Origin of the sequence: Vibrio sp. S9_S30, assembly GCF_014694455.1 — a bacterium.
Classification (GTDB): Bacteria; Pseudomonadota; Gammaproteobacteria; order Enterobacterales; family Vibrionaceae; genus Vibrio.
Genome location: NZ_JAAUWT010000001.1, coordinates 1 through 14,706 on the forward strand (window position 1 = coordinate 1; position 14,706 = coordinate 14,706).

Below are 14,706 nucleotides of genomic sequence, written 5' to 3' on the forward strand. Positions count from 1 at the left end.
GAACGCCAATAGAGACATTAGAGGATGGGAAATCAATCTGGGCAGAAAAGAATCTAGCCCAGATATAATCTGACAGGCACCGAGTCGAAAAGTGGGTAACTGTCAGATCAGGTCTGAATTAGTACAGTTTAAGTTAAAAATGGGGACACCAGTTGGTGTCCCCATTTTGGTTAATGTAACTAATAAACCTAATGTAACTCATTCACCTTATTAGTGAAGGATACGAGCTCGGATCGTCCCTTCAATTTCTTTCAACCTCAGTAATGCTTCTTCAGAGCGATTGGCTTCAACATCAATAACGACATAACCCATATCTGCACTGGTCTGTAGATACTGACCTGCGATGTTAATCCCTTTTTCTGCGAAGATGGTGTTGATTTTCGTGAGTATACCAGGGCGGTTTTCATGGATGTGCAGTAATCGAGATGTGCCACTGTGCTCGGGTAGAGAGACTTCTGGGAAGTTGACACTGGATAGTGTTGAGCCGTTGTCTGAATATTTGGCCAGTTTCCCTGCCACTTCAACGCCGATGTTTTCTTGTGCTTCTTGCGTGGAACCACCAACATGAGGAGTCAGGATACAGTTGTCAAATTTAAGTAATGGGGAATCAAATGGGTCAGCATTGGTTTTGGGTTCAATAGGGAATACGTCAATTGCTGCACCAGCAAGGTGTTTGGTTTCTAATGCATGTGCGAGGGCTGGAATATCAACGACAGTTCCACGAGCGGCGTTGATGAAAATGGAACCCGGCTTCATGCGAGCAAATTCTGCTTCACCCATCATGTTTTTAGTGCCGTCCGTTTCAGGGACGTGCAGCGTAATCACGTCACACTTGTTTAGCAGTTCACTCAGTGTGTGGACTTGGGTCGCGTTACCCAGCGAAAGCTTATTCTCAATGTCGTAGAAGTAAACTCGCATACCTAGGTTTTCAGCAATAATACCGAGCTGCGTACCGATGTGACCATAACCAATAATGCCTAAACGCTTACCCCGCGCTTCGTAAGAGTTATCCGCACTTTTCTTCCAAATGCCACGGTGAGCCAGTGCGTTCTTTTCAGGGATACCACGAAGCAACAAAAGGATTTGACCCAATACCAGTTCAGCCACACTTCGAGTGTTGGAAAAGGGAGCGTTGAACACTGGAATACCACGTTTTGCCGCAGCGCCAAGATCGACTTGGTTGGTTCCTATACAGAAACAGCCGACCGCGACCAATTTCTCTGCGGCTTGGAACACTTTTTCAGACAGGTTAGTACGGGAGCGAATACCGATAAAATGCACATCTTTAATGGCTTCTATCAGCTCTTCTTCCGATAACGAGCCTTTTACATACTCGATGTTGCTGTAACCAGCTGCTTGAAAAACCTCAACTGAAGAAGGGTGAAGCCCTTCAAGCAGGAGAATTTTTATCTTGTCTTTATCCAGTGATACTTTTGCCATTGATTATCGTCCTTAAACTTCGGGCTATAAGCTGAGTACAGAAGAGGTACGCAAACGTTTATCTTCCGTATATATTGAGCAATAAAGTAACAAAAAATATTCGCTTTGGGTAAGAAAATTACGGAATAAGACAGGATTTCTTAAAGAAAGATTAGAGGAAACGGCACCTATAGGTACCGTTTGTAATCAAATGACGGAAATTAACGCTAACCACCGCATAAAAAGGCAATTATCGAATACCAAAATGTATGATTTTATTCTTCGATTTTTGCACCGTCAGGCGTGCCAGTAATCACAACATCAGCGCCTCTGTGTGCGAATAGACCAACGGTTACGACACCTGCGATAGCATTGATCGAATCTTCCAATTCTTTTGGATTTGTTATTTTTAGTCCGTACACATCCAAAATCATGTTGCCATTGTCTGTGACCACACCTTCTCGATACACCGGATCACCGCCTAATTTCAGTAATTCTCTTGCAACATAGGAGCGAGCCATCGGAATCACTTCAACAGGAAGTGGGAACGCACCTAATACGTCTACCGTTTTTGTTCCATCAACAATGCATACAAACTTCTTTGAGATAGCGGCAACAATTTTTTCTCGCGTTAATGCTGCACCGCCACCCTTGATCATCTCGCGGTTAGGGTTTATCTCGTCAGCGCCATCAACGTAAACATCCAATTCGATAACGTCGTTACATTCAAAGATTTCAATCTCAAGTTCTTTGAGTCTTTTGGTGGACGCTTCTGAAGAAGATACAGCACCTTTGATCTCTTCTTTTATTGTGCCGAGTGCATCGATGAAGTGATTGACGGTCGAACCCGTACCAACACCGACAATGCTGCCTTTTTCAACATACTTAAGTGCTGCCCAGCCTGCGGCTTTTTTCATTTCATCTTGAGTCATGCCTTTCTCCAGAAAATAGGTGAATAAATGAAAGTCGCGCGATTATACCTTCAAGTTATATAAAGGTGCAGTGATCTACGTGAATATATTGAAGTTGGCTAGCTAACGTTTTCCGTGATGGCTTAACGAGGTTTTGCATTCCATTGCCATGTTTTTGAAGGCGTGACGATGGTTTTCAGGGGGATATCCCAAGCTTCGACAGGCAGAAGCGCAACTTGTTGGCAATCGTGAGCCAAACCAATCGCCTCATGTCCGGATGAGGATTCCCAAGAGGCTAGAGTTCGATCGTAATAACCGCCCCCCATTCCCAGCCTCTGTCCTTGCTCGTCAAAGGCGACCAGTGGGGTATAGATGATATCAATCTCATTGATGGGGACGATTTGAGACAATGTTAATTTGGGTTCCTCAATTTTGTATTGATTGGCAACCATATCAGTCAGTGGTGTGTATTCTAAGAAGAGTAGGTGACCATTGCTGAAGGGATGAAGTACGGGCAAACAGACCCTTTTACCGAGGTTCCAGTACCATTCAATAACAGGTGTTAGGTTGAGCTCACCATCAACAGCAAGATATAACGCGACGGTATTGGCTTCATTTGCGGCAGTGTGTTTTTGAAGCTGAGACAGTAAACCTTGAGCGGCTTCAATTTGTTCTCTATTTGAAAGGTGGCGTCGTTTGCAGCGAATGTTCTGCCGGATGGCTTGTCGCTGCTGCGAAGATGCTTTTGATGGCGTAAAAGATGTCATATGAGGAACCCCAGAGTGCCGTTGAGGATTGTGGCCCTTGAACCAGCTAGTTCAAGGCGGATCAGCAATGGTAACCGTAGGCTTCTCGGTACGAGCCGAGCTTGCTCAGTAGCTATCAAGTACTAATCCTTAATTATTGCTTATCGGCTCAGGGACTTAAATCCGCTGACGCACACTCCAGGGTAAAACTGTTACTCGCGTCCTAGCTGTTTGAGCGCACCATCCAGTGACGCCGAGAGCAATTCCATTCGCTCGGTTATTTCTGTGGTTTGACCATGCACTTCTTGCTGAGAGATTTGCAATTCATAACAGATGTTCAAAGCAGCAATTGTTAAGAGTTTTTCGGTATTGGTTACCTTTGTTCTTTCCGCCATCTCACTCAATCGCGTATTCAAATCTTCGGCGGCTTTTAGCAGTGACTCTTCTTGCCCTGGTGGACAATTCACTCGCGTAAGCTTCCCCAATATTTCAACTTCAACTGCTTGATTACTCATTACGGTACACTCTTGACCAAACCAAAGACAGGGAGTACAGCTCGCTCCTGCCAGGGAGGAAACTATAGGTAAACCTACCTTAAGATTCAAGCCCTTCGATCTTCGTTTCCTAATATTGCGGGACTAAGTACACACGAAATCAACAAATTGAACACGGTATGCCCAGCTATACATTTTCGCTAAGCGCCTTAAGTGGTAGGATTAGTCCAATTAACTTACATTATAGCGAATCCTTTATGAGTGAAGAGAATTATCCCGCTTTTCCGCAACTCGTTAACGAACTTAAAGCCGCCCAACTTGCGGTATCACCTGCGGAGTTGCATGGTTTGTTAACAGGCATGTTAAGCGGTGGATTAACCATTAGCGATAACAGTTGGCAGCCTTTATTGTTTGATTACACCAATGATGGATTAGGTTGGCCAATAAGTACTGTTGGTGTTGCTGAAAGTTTGCTAAAAGCGACATTAAGTGAGTTATCAAATGAGCAGTTTGAATTGACATTAATGTTGTCGGAGTCGGAATCGGATTTGTTTGCCACCGCAGATGGGTTGTCTGAATGGGTGAACCATTTTATTTCTGGTTTAGGCTTGGTGAATCAAGCGATAAACAAAGCGTCGATAAGTGTTAAAGAAGCATTGGGTGACTTGGAAGAGATATCTAAACTGGGCATTGATGAAGAAGACGATCTTGGAGAGCAAGCTGATCTGCTTGAGCAAGTGATCGAGCATGTGAAAGCGTGTGTCTTTACGGTTCATGCAGAATATGGCGTGAAACCAAGTGAAATCAAAAAGCCGACAATTCACTAAGTAGGAAAGCCTCATGACACAATATGATGTGGTCATTGCTGGTGGAGCAATGGCAGGTGCAACACTCGCATTGGCATTGAACCGACTAAGTAACGGAACATTATCAATTGCTGTTATTGAACCTTTTAAAGTTGAGCACACACTTCACCCTGGTTTTGATTCTCGTTCCATTGCGCTTTCACATGGCACTTATTTGATCCTAGAAAAAATAGGGCTTTGGGCGCAGATTCAGCCTTTTACGACGCCTATTGAGCACATTAATGTGTCCGACAAGGGGCATGCTGGATTAACCGATATCACTAAGTATGATCTGAATTTGGATGCGCTCGGGTACGTTGTAGAACTGGCCGATATTGGGCGAGTTTATCAGTCGCTACTCAATGGTGCCGATAAGGTTGATTTTCTTTGCCCCGATTCAGTGAGTCATGTATCAAGACAGAGCAACGCGGCGACCATTACGCTGTCGTCAGGGGCAGTACTGGAAGCGAAACTGTTGGTTGCGGCAGATGGCGCGTTGTCGCCTTCCGCTCAAAAAATTGGTTTACCGTTGCATGAGCATGATTTTGAGCAAGTCGCACTGATAGCAAATGTCAGTTTATCTCAGCCTCACCTTGGACGTGCGTTTGAACGGTTTACGGCGTCGGGACCACTTGCTTTGTTGCCAATGTCTGACAACCGAATGTCCCTCGTATGGTGTTTACCTCCAGAATCGGTTGACGATGTCTCTAGGCTTTCTAATGAAGATTTCCTTGCCACAGTACAGCAATGTTTCGGATGGCGTTTGGGGCAATTTACGAAAGTTGGAGCGCGTGCCTCTTACCCTTTGCTGCTTCGTTCTCGTGAGTCCATCGTGTCGCATCGATTTGCCGTTGTTGGTAATGCCGCGCAAACTTTGCACCCCATCGCTGGACAGGGGTTCAACTTGGGTATGAGAGATGTCGCAACACTCGCAGAACAAATCTTGGCTAATTTGACCGACCCTGGTCACTACAGCGTTCTTAGTGCGTATCGAGAGAGAAGAGAACAAGATAGAAAAAGGACGATGGAACTGACCTCGGGTCTGGTTCATCTTTTTTCGAATGATTTCATTCCAATGAGAGTGGGGCGAAATATTGGATTAATGGGGTTTGAAGGCTTAGGTTCGATGAAAAGCCCCTTGTTGGCGCGAGCTCTCGGTATGGTAGAAAGATAATATGATGCAAAGTTTTGATATCGCCATCATTGGCGGGGGAATGGTTGGGTTAACGGTTGCAGCATTACTTCAAGACAGCGATTTAAGAATAGCGGTTATAGAAGGGAAGTTGCCAGAAGAGCACTTGAATGAATTACCAGACGTTCGTGTATCTGCATTGAGCCGAGCCAGTGAAAACATCCTCAAAAATGTTGGTGCATGGGCGGGTATTGAAGCCCGTCGATCTTCGGCATACGACGCAATGACGGTATGGGAGCAAGACAGTTTTGCGAAAATAGAGTTTTCAGCTTCAGAAATCTATCAAAAAAATCTTGGGCACATCGTTGAAAACAGAGTGATCCAGTTAGCCTTACTTGAGCAAGTGAATATACAAGATAATGTGGCTCTTTTTGCGCCTGAACGGTGTCAAAATGTTGTGATGGGAGAAACGGAAGCTTGGGTCACTTTAGAGTCCGGTCGCTCATTTACAACTAAGTTGTTGGTAGGGGCTGATGGTGCGAATTCTTGGCTACGTGATCAATCCGATATTCCCTTAACGCATTGGGATTATGGTCATTCCGCTATCGTTGCAAATGTCAGAACAGCGGAATCTCACGGCGGTGTGGCTAGGCAGATATTTACACCGGATGGGCCTTTGGCATTTCTACCGTTAAGTGAACCCGATCTCTGCTCTATTGTTTGGTCTATTAATCCGTTGAAAGCGGAACTGCTGATGGATATGGACAGTGCTGAATTCAATAAAGCGTTAATGACGGCTTTTGATGGACAGCTCGGATTATGCGAAGTGCAAGGGGAGCGACAAGCTTACCCTCTTAAAATGCGTTATGCGCGTGACTTTGTACGCGATCGAGTGGCTTTGGTAGGAGATGCTGCTCACACCATTCACCCATTAGCGGGGCAAGGGGTCAATTTAGGATTGCTTGATGCCGCCAGTTTGGTGCAGGAGGTAGAGCGGTTGTGGCGAAGTGGTGAAGATATTGGTTTAAGACGCAACTTACGACCATTTGAGCGCTGGAGAAAAGCGGAGGCCGCCAAAATGATTGCTGCCATGCAAGGTTTTAAAGAGCTATTTTCTGGTGAGCACCCCATAAAGAAATGGGTGAGAGGGGTGGGGTTGACTGTGGGTAACACAGTGCCAATGGTAAAAAACGAATTAATACAGCACGCTATGGGATTGAAAGGGAATTTACCCGAGGCAACCAAAACTAAGCGCTGAAATATCTCATCGTTAAGTGTCTAAGTGTCTAAGTGTTGAACGTTGCGCGCATGAAAAAGGGTCGACAAGTCGACCCTTTAAAAAATTCTATTCATTTATTTAATAGTTATGCATGTACGCATCTTAACCGCATGATTTCTTGATTAATTTCTTTCACGGTTTTGAAATGTCGTTTCTCTGCTTTTTCAGGGAGAATCAACTTGCCATTATCAAATTCAAACTTCCCCACGCCATAAATATAAATTCTACCTTTAAACAACCGACTCACGTGTTTAGCTATCATACTTGGTGTATAGCGCTTAAACAGTCTCATACTTTTATCCTTATTATTTGTCGCGCCACGAATTATACGAAACTTCGTGTGACAGTATTGTGACTGAACAGGGGGTTAACACAGCATAATGCTATGTTTTTAGCGTTTTGTGCCGCCCTTGGCATTTCAATGATACAAATGCCTCGGTAATGTGATGTTATCCTCATTTTATGCCACACCCCTCTTTAAACTAAGCAGTAATGCTGTGCCATAGTCTTATAACGTATAATAAGAATAGACCATGTCATCAATAAAATAGTTTCATGAAAAAAAGCCCGATATAAATATCGGGCGAATAGTCACAGATGCATTACACAAAAAGTGGATTTAACTGATGAATTCAGCAGATTCACTTTCCTTGTTAAATGAGGGCGTTAAGCTCAATTGAGCAAGGGGAACTCAAATTAACAAGTAATGGTTACACTACATTATAATCTTATGAATAACTATTTATTCACTTACCTAAGATAAAAATTCACTTAGTAAAATTATTAAATGTGATAGGAGTCACGCTTTGTGGTGGGGATGAATGGGGGTTATTGATTTAGGGGCGGGGGATTACGCGAAATTTCGCTGATTATCGGTGAGGTCAGTATTAAAAGATCATCTAAATTGAGCTCAATACCTGCCATGTTAGAGCCGCTGCTGATAGTCACGCGCTCTAATAATGTGATCTTCTTATCAAAAATGACAGGTATTGTCGTTGTTAACAAAATAGGAGCAACACAGTCAAGTGAATAGCCAGTCACCGACTCAATTTCCGTTGCTGGGGCGCAGGTGATTCGCCTAGAGCTCAATACAGTACGTACTTTTCTAGGGTCGGCTTGTTCATTACCCGAGACGCACGCGAGTACATAACATCCTTCCATGTCTTTGAGTAGAATGCATTTCACCATGATACTTGGTGAGATCCCTCGCTGGCGGGCAGCATCGTCAATACTGATGGCAGGGGTTTTGTGGGGGAGCAAGCGAAAAGGTATTTTCTGCTCCCGCAAATATTGAGTAATACGAGTTTGGATTTTTGAATTAGTCTTCATTTAAGGAGTAAGGCAAAGGCAATATTGCCCAAGTTGTTCCTTCTTGACCTTTCACTCGAAGCGGTGTCCCTTCTTCAAGATTGTTTGGTAAAATGATCAGCCCTTCCGCGGCACTGTCTTGGTATTCAAACTGCGTGATTAGGTGCCCTGCGCCACGCCAGTTTTCACCTACCGCTCGCTCTATTTCTGCTTGTTCTGGAAGTGCTTCAAGGGTATTACCTGCTACACGGTACAGCGCTCGCTTGTTGGTTCCTCTATATTTAGCTCGTGCCACCATTTCCTGACCAGTGTAACAGCCTTTGGTAAAACTGATGCCTCCTAAGGCTTGAAGGTTCATCGCTTGTGGAATATGTTGACCTTGTTCTTTTTCATCAATACGAGGAAGCGCTTCTTCAATATCATATTTGTCCCACAGTGACTCATGAACCACAGCAGCGCGTTGGTCTTCAAGCAGACATTCTGCAGCCGAGGGTTCTAACAGTAATAGCCAGCGTTTATTGCTAATACGAACGGCAGTACCACCGTCTATGATGCGTACATTGCTGCGACCTTCACTGTGGTTATCAATCCAGCTTTCGGCTTTATCACCACTAATGCCAACGAGCACATCAGCCCCTTCCTCGATGGTGACTTTTGAGAATACCGCGTACTTTTTAATTTCGGTAAGCTCAGTTGCCAGTGCACTTTTACGATGCACCATTACGTAACCGTCATTATGGTGGAACATATTAAATAGACTCCACATTTTTCCTTTCGCATCACAATGAGCACCGTAAGTCGATTCAGAATGTTCCAATGAAACCACATCACACGTAACTTGACCTTGAAGGTACGTTTTTTTGTCTTCGCCTACGCAGGTAATGGTGCCCCACGAAGGTAGAGGACAAATGGCGAATTCTGGCAATTCAGACTGAGTGGATAATGAGATGGAAGATAAACTTTCAAGCCAATTCATTGTTTCTAAACCTTAAAATATGTTTGATACCAGCAGTATGTTAATGCGATACCCAAGTAACCTCAAGACGTTCGTTTTTCAATAAAGGGCTTGAGTATTTCAGCAACCTTACTTTTTAGACCTGAGCAAAGTAGAAAGTTGAGTTTGGGTGATACAAATGACGAGAGCAAATCACACTCTGTGACTCGTATAATAGCTGTAGGGTAGTGAGATTGATACACTGCCCTCACAAAGGAGTCATCAAAGGAATAATAATGTACACCGCCGAAGAAAAAGCTCGAATTAAATGGGCATGTCGCCGTGGGATGTTAGAGCTTGACGTTGTTATCATGCCATTTTTTGAAGAGCAGTTTGAAAACTTGTCGGAACAAGAGCAAAAAGATTTTGCTTCTCTTCTCGAGTGTGATGATCCCGATTTATTTACTTGGATTATGGGGCATGGAAGAAGTGATAATCTGAGTCATGCATCTATGGTAGATAAGGTCGTTGCATACAACCTCAGTAAAGTTCGCTAAATTAACATCGTCTCTCAGTGCCCGACTATGTCAGCTCTTTATTCTGGCGATACTTAGTTGGGCGCTTGCGGCTTCACCAGCGCCCATCGTTCTCACCTTATTCGTATTTACAGCATTTGTAGTTCCTTCATTATTTAAAATTACCCAGCCTTCCTCTGAGATGGTGCTTAGGTGGAGTGAGACCACTGAGTTCCGAGTGAATCAAGAGAAGAAGATTTTGGCTCGTGCGTGGTTAGAATGTTCTGCTTTGGTAACTCTGCTCATTTTTGAAGATAAATCAAGGCTGTTAGTTTGGCGAGATGCCTGTACTGACAAGGAATACCGAGCATTACTTCGTTATTTACGTTGGCAAAAAGGCAATAAAAAAGAGCACTCAAGTGCTCTTTAGGCGAATTCACTCGTACGTGGAACCGTAAAGATTAGTACTTTTCAGGAATTAAAATGGTTGGTCCACTATTTTCAGCCAGTTCGGGATAATCCAAAGTGTAATGTAAACCACGGCTTTCTTTTCGTTCCATCGCGCAACGAACCATGAGTTCAGCAACTTGCAATAGGTTACGAAGCTCTAACAAGTTGTTGGAAACTCGGAAGTTACTGTAGTACTCATGCGTTTCTTGTTGCAGCAGTTGAATGCGACGCAAGGCGCGCTCTAAGCGTTTATCTGTTCGTACAATGCCCATGTAGTCCCACATAAACAAACGTAATTCGTGCCAGTTATGTTGAATCACGACTTCTTCATCGGAACAAAGAACCTGACTCTCATCCCATTCAGGTAAAGGACCTGACAGTTCGGCATCGCCAATTTTATTAATAATGTCTTCCGCAGCAGAGCGCGCATACACCACGCATTCTAGAAGGGAGTTCGACGCCATTCTATTTGCCCCGTGCAGACCGGTATAACTTACTTCTCCAATGGCGTAGAGGCGATTTAAATCGGTGGCACCTTGTTGGTTTACCATAACGCCACCACAAGTATAGTGAGCTGCTGGAACGATTGGAATCGGTTCCTTTGTCATGTCGATGCCAAGGTCTTTCAGGCGCATATCGATGGTTGGGAAGTGCTTGGTGACAAAGTCAGGGTCTTTATGACTGATGTCCAAATACATGCAATCTGCACCCAGTCGCTTCATCTCAAAGTCAATAGCACGTGCAACAACGTCACGAGGAGCAAGTTCACCTCGCTCATCAAAATCTTGCATAAAGCGTGAGCCGTCTGGTCTTTTCAGATAAGCTCCTTCCCCTCGCAATGCTTCAGTCAATAGGAAGTTACGTGCTTCTGGGTGGAAAAGACAGGTTGGGTGGAATTGGTTGAATTCCAAATTGGCAACGCGACACCCTGCTCGCCATGCCATTGCAATCCCATCTCCCGAGGAGACATCAGGATTCGACGTGTATTGATACACTTTAGATGCACCGCCTGTCGCTAGCACAACAAATTTAGCTTGGACGGTTTCGACGTGCTCTTGATTCCGATTCCATATATACGCACCAATGACTTTTTTCTTATCACCACCAATTTTGTCTTCGGTGATCAAATCCAATGCATTGTGGCGCTCCAACACATGAATATTGGGATGGTTGTGCGCATTATCTTGAAGAGACGTTTGCATTGCCATGCCAGTTGCATCTGCTGCATGCAGAATGCGTCGATGGCTATGACCACCTTCACGTGTTAAGTGGTAACGTGGGCTTTCGTCTGAATCGTTTTCTACACGATCAAAGGGAACCCCGCCATCGATTAACCACTGAACGCTTTCTTTTGCATTCTCGGCAATGAACTTAACGGTGTCTTCCTCACAGATGCCACCCCCCGCAATTTGGGTGTCCTGAACATGCGATTCGATGCTGTCGGATTCGTCAAATACTGCCGCAATGCCGCCCTGAGCGTAGTACGTCGCTCCTTCATTGCGAGGGCCTTTACTCAATACAATGACTTTGCCATGTGGTGCAACTCGCAATGCGAGAGATAAACCTGCTGCGCCACTGCCTATCACTAATACATCGCATTGATGTTCTCGGTTATCGTTCATATAACTTTAAAAATTCCAGGTTATCCTAGAGCCTGCCCAAATTGACTCTAGTAAGCAATTAGCTTTCTGCTAATTCTATAACGCATATCTTCTTGGTGGTGTCTATTATCGTTATCCGCACCCGTTTGAGCAAATACAATGAAGGTTACATCACATTGCTAGGAAAATTAGTTAAAAAAAATTCGCCGGATTGAACTTTCTTTGACTATATCAGTCACAATAGTGCTCATGTAGGCGGTGGTGTCAATACTACATTTGACAGGACTTAATGTTCATACCTGCGAAGGTAAGGGCAAATAACAATAGGAGTGGACGCTCGAATGAGCGAGCAGTTAACCGATCAAGTACTAATTGAGCGTGTCCAACGAGGAGATAAACAAGCATTCAATCTTTTGGTTATCAAATATCAAAATAAAGTTTGCAATTTGATTTCTCGATATATAAACAACTCTGGTGATGTTGCCGATGTGGCACAAGAGGCTTTTATTAAGGCGTATAGAGCCATCCCAAATTTTCGGGGAGACAGTGCGTTTTATACTTGGTTATACCGGATCGCCGTTAATACAGCTAAAAATCATATTGTTGCCCAAGGGCGCAGACCTCCCGCAACCGATTTGGATGCAGAAGCGGCCGAATATTACGAAACTGGTGGTGCATTAAAAGAAATATCGAACCCAGAGAACATTACGTTGTCCAAAGAATTGAAACAGGTTGTTTTCGAAGCGATTGAAGCGTTACCAGAAGATTTAAAAACAGCAATGACATTGCGAGAACTGGATGGTCTTAGCTATGAAGAGATAGCCGAGGTTATGGATTGCCCTGTCGGGACGGTTCGTTCTCGTATATTCCGTGCTCGTGAAGCAGTTGAGAAGAAAATTCAACCACTTCTACAGCGCTAGACCAATGAGTTAAATGGTGAAAATAATGGCTGACAAAGAACAACTTTCAGCACTCATGGATGGAGAAAGCGTGGATCAGGCTCTAATTTCAGAACTGGAACACGATGCAGAAGGTCTGAAGTCTTGGCAGAACTATCACTTAATTGGTGATGTGATGAGAGGGGAAGATCCAAAGCGCGCCGATTGGGATATCGCAAACAGTGTCGCATTGGCGTTGGACGATGAGCCAACTCATTCTCCAGTACACGTATCGGATCATGTTGTTACTCCTGCAATTGAGTCTCAGCCTACTCCCAATGTTGCACGTAAAAGTATGCCTAGTTGGATGACTCAATTTGGTCAAATTGCAATGGCCGCCTGTGTCTCATTGGTCGTGATTCTAGGTGTTCAGCAATACAATGGTCAGAGTGGGGTGCAATCAGAAAATGAACTTCCGGTATTGCAAACTATTCCCGTGATTGGCAGTGCAGAGCCCGTGAGTTTAGCACAGGAATCAGTTACCTCTTCTTCTGACGAAGCACAATTAATGGAGCAACGTAAGCGTGTTAACGCTTTGTTTCAAGATTACAGTATGCAATTACGACTAAACAGCACTGCTATGGATAAAGACGTCGTGCACCCTACTAAATCGGAACTAGAATGAAAAAAATCCTGATCAGTGTGCTGGCACTGTTCAGTTTGAATGGATACACCGCCTTAGCAGAGGAAATTTCTGCTGAGGCGTTGTTACATCAAATGAACGAAGCAAGCCAGCAATTGAGCTATGAGCTGTCTTATATTCAAATCAAGAAAAACAGTATAGAACCCCTCCTTTATCGGCATGGTCGCCGAGATAATAAGCAATTTGCTCGTTTGGTATACCTTAGTGGTCCTTCTCGGGAGGTCATTCGGCGAGACAATGAAATAAGTTATTTCGAACCGGGAGTGGATCCATTCTCAATTGAGTCTGGGGAAATGGTTGCCCCATTGATCCCATTGATCAATACCAATGTGACGGTATTGGAAGATAACTACGATTTTGTCAAACTAGGTCGAGCGCGTGAAGCTGGAGCAGCTTGTCAAGTGATCCGTATTGTTCCAAAAGATGGACAACGATATTCCTATGTTCTTTGGGTCGACGAACGCACCAACCTTCCTCTTCGTGCAGATTTAGTGGATCGTGATGGCGAAGTTTTGGAACAATATCGAACGATATCCTATACAGTCAATGACAAAATTTTTGATTTGCTTGCAAGATTAGGTGATGCTCAATTGCCTGATGCCATCTCTTTACCTGAAAATGAAGGCAAAAGTTCGTTTTGGCAAGTAGGCTGGGTGCCTAATGGGTTCAAGGCAAACCCAATGAACCGATACAGAATGGGGATGACCAATAAAGTGGTTGAAAGTCAGATGTTCAATGACGGTCTATTTAGCTTTTCTGTGTATGTTTCTGAAAAAGATGATCTTTCTCTGAAAGGTCAGTTGGTTCGACAAGGGCGTCGTACTTTGCATAGTTTTGTTAGCGGTAATGTAGAAGTTTCTGTCGTCGGTGATATTCCTCCCTCAACGGCCAAACGTGTGGCACAATCTGTCACCATGACGGCTAATAAAATTCAGTAATTCATTATGATGACGGCACTCGCGACAGTGGTCGCTAGCCACCCCTCTAAATCTGGGTTTCGTATTCAATTGAGCTGTGAGCAACAAACCAGTTGCTCCAGTTGTTCATCTCAAAAAAGTTGCGGCACGGGCGTAGTATCGAAAGCTTTCGGTAATAAAGCACATACTTGGTTTTTAGAATCAAAGCAGTCTTTGGCGCCTGGTCAAGTTGTTGAGATTGGTTTACCAGAAAAACAGTTATTGCAGTCGGCGGCTTTGATTTATTTGTCGCCCATCGCATTTTTGTTTTTAGGGGCTCTCTTGGGACATGTCTGGCTGGCGCCAACGTTAGGTACTGGTGAATCGTCAGTGATAGTAATGTCAGTATTGCTTGCGTGGGTCGGAACCCTCTGTGCTAAGCATTGGATAAGGAAACTCGAACGAGAATCTGAAGATAAAGTGTCCCTAATTCGCGTGCTAGGAAGCCCTTTAACAGGAATTGCTACATTTCTTGATAGCGACAAACCCTGAAATTGGGTAGAATCTGCCAACTTGATCGAAATACCAACAAATG

17 protein-coding genes and 1 other RNA gene are annotated in these 14,706 nt (G+C 44.2%); 9 read left to right on the forward strand and 9 right to left on the reverse strand.

What is annotated here, in order from left to right:
* Positions 1-210: 210 nt before the first annotated feature.
* The 5 genes from serA to zapA all read right to left on the reverse strand — a co-directional run bounded on the left by serA (position 211) and on the right by zapA (position 3,591).
* Positions 211-1,440, reverse strand: a complete 1,230-nt coding sequence (gene serA / locus HC752_RS00005) for a phosphoglycerate dehydrogenase (RefSeq protein WP_190333043.1) — start codon at positions 1,438-1,440, stop codon at positions 211-213.
* 254 nt (positions 1,441-1,694) lie between these two features.
* Positions 1,695-2,351 carry a ribose-5-phosphate isomerase RpiA gene (gene rpiA / locus HC752_RS00010; RefSeq protein ID WP_190333044.1) on the reverse strand — a complete coding sequence of 219 codons (657 nt, stop codon included), beginning with the start codon at positions 2,349-2,351 and terminating at the stop codon, positions 1,695-1,697.
* Between the two features lie 122 nt (positions 2,352-2,473).
* Complete coding sequence (locus tag HC752_RS00015; RefSeq protein WP_190333045.1) at positions 2,474-3,097, reverse strand: 5-formyltetrahydrofolate cyclo-ligase; 624 nt, start codon at positions 3,095-3,097, stop codon at positions 2,474-2,476.
* Positions 3,098-3,100: 3 nt separating this feature from the next.
* Positions 3,101-3,284, reverse strand: a non-coding RNA gene (ssrS, locus tag HC752_RS00020) — 6S RNA.
* Positions 3,285-3,288: 4 nt separating this feature from the next.
* The gene (gene zapA / locus HC752_RS00025; RefSeq protein WP_190333046.1) at positions 3,289-3,591 is read right to left on the reverse strand and encodes a cell division protein ZapA; all 303 of its coding nucleotides are present in this window, start codon (positions 3,589-3,591) and stop codon (positions 3,289-3,291) included.
* Positions 3,592-3,827: 236 nt separating this feature from the next.
* Here zapA and HC752_RS00030 point away from each other — a divergent pair, with 236 nt between their 5' ends.
* From HC752_RS00030 to HC752_RS00040, 3 genes are read left to right on the forward strand one after another with little or no spacing between them, the layout of a single operon-like run.
* The gene (locus HC752_RS00030; protein WP_190333047.1) at positions 3,828-4,397 is read left to right on the forward strand and encodes a YecA/YgfB family protein; all 570 of its coding nucleotides are present in this window, start codon (positions 3,828-3,830) and stop codon (positions 4,395-4,397) included.
* Positions 4,398-4,410: 13 nt separating this feature from the next.
* Positions 4,411-5,589, forward strand: coding sequence for a 2-octaprenyl-6-methoxyphenyl hydroxylase (gene ubiH / locus HC752_RS00035; protein ID WP_190333048.1), 1,179 nt, complete (start codon positions 4,411-4,413; stop codon positions 5,587-5,589).
* Position 5,590: 1 nt separating this feature from the next.
* On the forward strand, positions 5,591-6,805 hold the full coding sequence (locus tag HC752_RS00040) for an FAD-dependent 2-octaprenylphenol hydroxylase (protein WP_190333049.1): 1,215 nt from the start codon (positions 5,591-5,593) through the stop codon (positions 6,803-6,805).
* 106 nt (positions 6,806-6,911) lie between these two features.
* Here HC752_RS00040 and HC752_RS00045 read toward each other — a convergent pair whose 3' ends face one another.
* The 3 genes from HC752_RS00045 to ygfZ all read right to left on the reverse strand — a co-directional run bounded on the left by HC752_RS00045 (position 6,912) and on the right by ygfZ (position 9,110).
* A complete protein-coding gene (locus tag HC752_RS00045; protein WP_101112539.1) occupies positions 6,912-7,118 on the reverse strand; it encodes a DUF1107 domain-containing protein in 207 nt (68 codons plus the stop codon).
* Positions 7,119-7,654: 536 nt separating this feature from the next.
* Entirely contained in the window at positions 7,655-8,155 is a 501-nt protein-coding gene (locus HC752_RS00050; protein WP_190333050.1) for an aminoacyl-tRNA deacylase, read from the reverse strand.
* A complete protein-coding gene (gene ygfZ, locus HC752_RS00055) occupies positions 8,145-9,110 on the reverse strand; it encodes a tRNA-modifying protein YgfZ (RefSeq protein ID WP_190333051.1) in 966 nt (321 codons plus the stop codon). Before ygfZ ends, HC752_RS00050 begins: the two co-directional genes overlap by 11 nt.
* 254 nt (positions 9,111-9,364) lie before the next feature.
* Here ygfZ and HC752_RS00060 point away from each other — a divergent pair, with 254 nt between their 5' ends.
* Both HC752_RS00060 and HC752_RS25245 read left to right on the forward strand, forming a co-directional pair.
* Positions 9,365-9,625 (forward strand): FAD assembly factor SdhE, encoded by a 261-nt coding sequence (locus HC752_RS00060; RefSeq protein WP_190333052.1) that lies wholly within the window; start codon positions 9,365-9,367, stop codon positions 9,623-9,625.
* On the forward strand, positions 9,597-10,013 hold the full coding sequence (locus HC752_RS25245) for a protein YgfX (RefSeq protein WP_342029442.1): 417 nt from the start codon (positions 9,597-9,599) through the stop codon (positions 10,011-10,013). Before HC752_RS00060 ends, HC752_RS25245 begins: the two co-directional genes overlap by 29 nt.
* Positions 10,014-10,044: 31 nt before the next feature.
* On the opposite strand, the gene nadB is transcribed toward HC752_RS25245, so the two are convergent.
* A complete protein-coding gene (gene nadB / locus HC752_RS00070; protein WP_190333054.1) occupies positions 10,045-11,655 on the reverse strand; it encodes an L-aspartate oxidase in 1,611 nt (536 codons plus the stop codon).
* A 320-nt stretch (positions 11,656-11,975) separates the two neighbouring features.
* On the opposite strand from nadB, the gene rpoE reads away from it, so the two are divergent.
* From rpoE to HC752_RS00090, 4 genes are read left to right on the forward strand one after another with little or no spacing between them, the layout of a single operon-like run.
* Positions 11,976-12,554, forward strand: a complete 579-nt coding sequence (gene rpoE, locus HC752_RS00075) for an RNA polymerase sigma factor RpoE (RefSeq protein ID WP_190333055.1) — start codon at positions 11,976-11,978, stop codon at positions 12,552-12,554.
* 25 nt (positions 12,555-12,579) lie between these two features.
* A complete protein-coding gene (locus HC752_RS00080) occupies positions 12,580-13,197 on the forward strand; it encodes an RseA family anti-sigma factor (RefSeq protein ID WP_190333056.1) in 618 nt (205 codons plus the stop codon).
* On the forward strand, positions 13,194-14,153 hold the full coding sequence (gene rseB / locus HC752_RS00085) for a sigma-E factor regulatory protein RseB (RefSeq protein WP_190333057.1): 960 nt from the start codon (positions 13,194-13,196) through the stop codon (positions 14,151-14,153). Before HC752_RS00080 ends, rseB begins: the two co-directional genes overlap by 4 nt.
* A 6-nt stretch (positions 14,154-14,159) precedes the next feature.
* Complete coding sequence (locus HC752_RS00090; RefSeq protein ID WP_190333058.1) at positions 14,160-14,663, forward strand: SoxR reducing system RseC family protein; 504 nt, start codon at positions 14,160-14,162, stop codon at positions 14,661-14,663.
* Positions 14,664-14,706 lie beyond the last annotated feature (43 nt).

What these genes read in the sequence shown, in the direction of transcription:
- HC752_RS00080 (WP_190333056.1), top strand. Translation starts at nt 12,580, where the DNA reads ATGGCTGACAAAGAACAACTTTCAGCACTCATGGATGGAGAAAGCGTG.
- HC752_RS00030 (WP_190333047.1), top strand. Translation starts at nt 3,828, where the DNA reads ATGAGTGAAGAGAATTATCCCGCTTTTCCGCAACTCGTTAACGAACTT.
- zapA (WP_190333046.1), bottom strand. Translation starts at nt 3,591, where the DNA reads ATGAGTAATCAAGCAGTTGAAGTTGAAATATTGGGGAAGCTTACGCGA.
- ygfZ (WP_190333051.1), bottom strand. Translation starts at nt 9,110, where the DNA reads ATGAATTGGCTTGAAAGTTTATCTTCCATCTCATTATCCACTCAGTCT.
- HC752_RS00015 (WP_190333045.1), bottom strand. Translation starts at nt 3,097, where the DNA reads ATGACATCTTTTACGCCATCAAAAGCATCTTCGCAGCAGCGACAAGCC.
- HC752_RS00090 (WP_190333058.1), top strand. Translation starts at nt 14,160, where the DNA reads ATGATGACGGCACTCGCGACAGTGGTCGCTAGCCACCCCTCTAAATCT.
- rseB (WP_190333057.1), top strand. Translation starts at nt 13,194, where the DNA reads ATGAAAAAAATCCTGATCAGTGTGCTGGCACTGTTCAGTTTGAATGGA.
- HC752_RS00040 (WP_190333049.1), top strand. Translation starts at nt 5,591, where the DNA reads ATGATGCAAAGTTTTGATATCGCCATCATTGGCGGGGGAATGGTTGGG.
- HC752_RS00060 (WP_190333052.1), top strand. Translation starts at nt 9,365, where the DNA reads ATGTACACCGCCGAAGAAAAAGCTCGAATTAAATGGGCATGTCGCCGT.
- HC752_RS00050 (WP_190333050.1), bottom strand. Translation starts at nt 8,155, where the DNA reads ATGAAGACTAATTCAAAAATCCAAACTCGTATTACTCAATATTTGCGG.
- serA (WP_190333043.1), bottom strand. Translation starts at nt 1,440, where the DNA reads ATGGCAAAAGTATCACTGGATAAAGACAAGATAAAAATTCTCCTGCTT.
- rpoE (WP_190333055.1), top strand. Translation starts at nt 11,976, where the DNA reads ATGAGCGAGCAGTTAACCGATCAAGTACTAATTGAGCGTGTCCAACGA.
- nadB (WP_190333054.1), bottom strand. Translation starts at nt 11,655, where the DNA reads ATGAACGATAACCGAGAACATCAATGCGATGTATTAGTGATAGGCAGT.
- ubiH (WP_190333048.1), top strand. Translation starts at nt 4,411, where the DNA reads ATGACACAATATGATGTGGTCATTGCTGGTGGAGCAATGGCAGGTGCA.
- HC752_RS00045 (WP_101112539.1), bottom strand. Translation starts at nt 7,118, where the DNA reads ATGAGACTGTTTAAGCGCTATACACCAAGTATGATAGCTAAACACGTG.
- rpiA (WP_190333044.1), bottom strand. Translation starts at nt 2,351, where the DNA reads ATGACTCAAGATGAAATGAAAAAAGCCGCAGGCTGGGCAGCACTTAAG.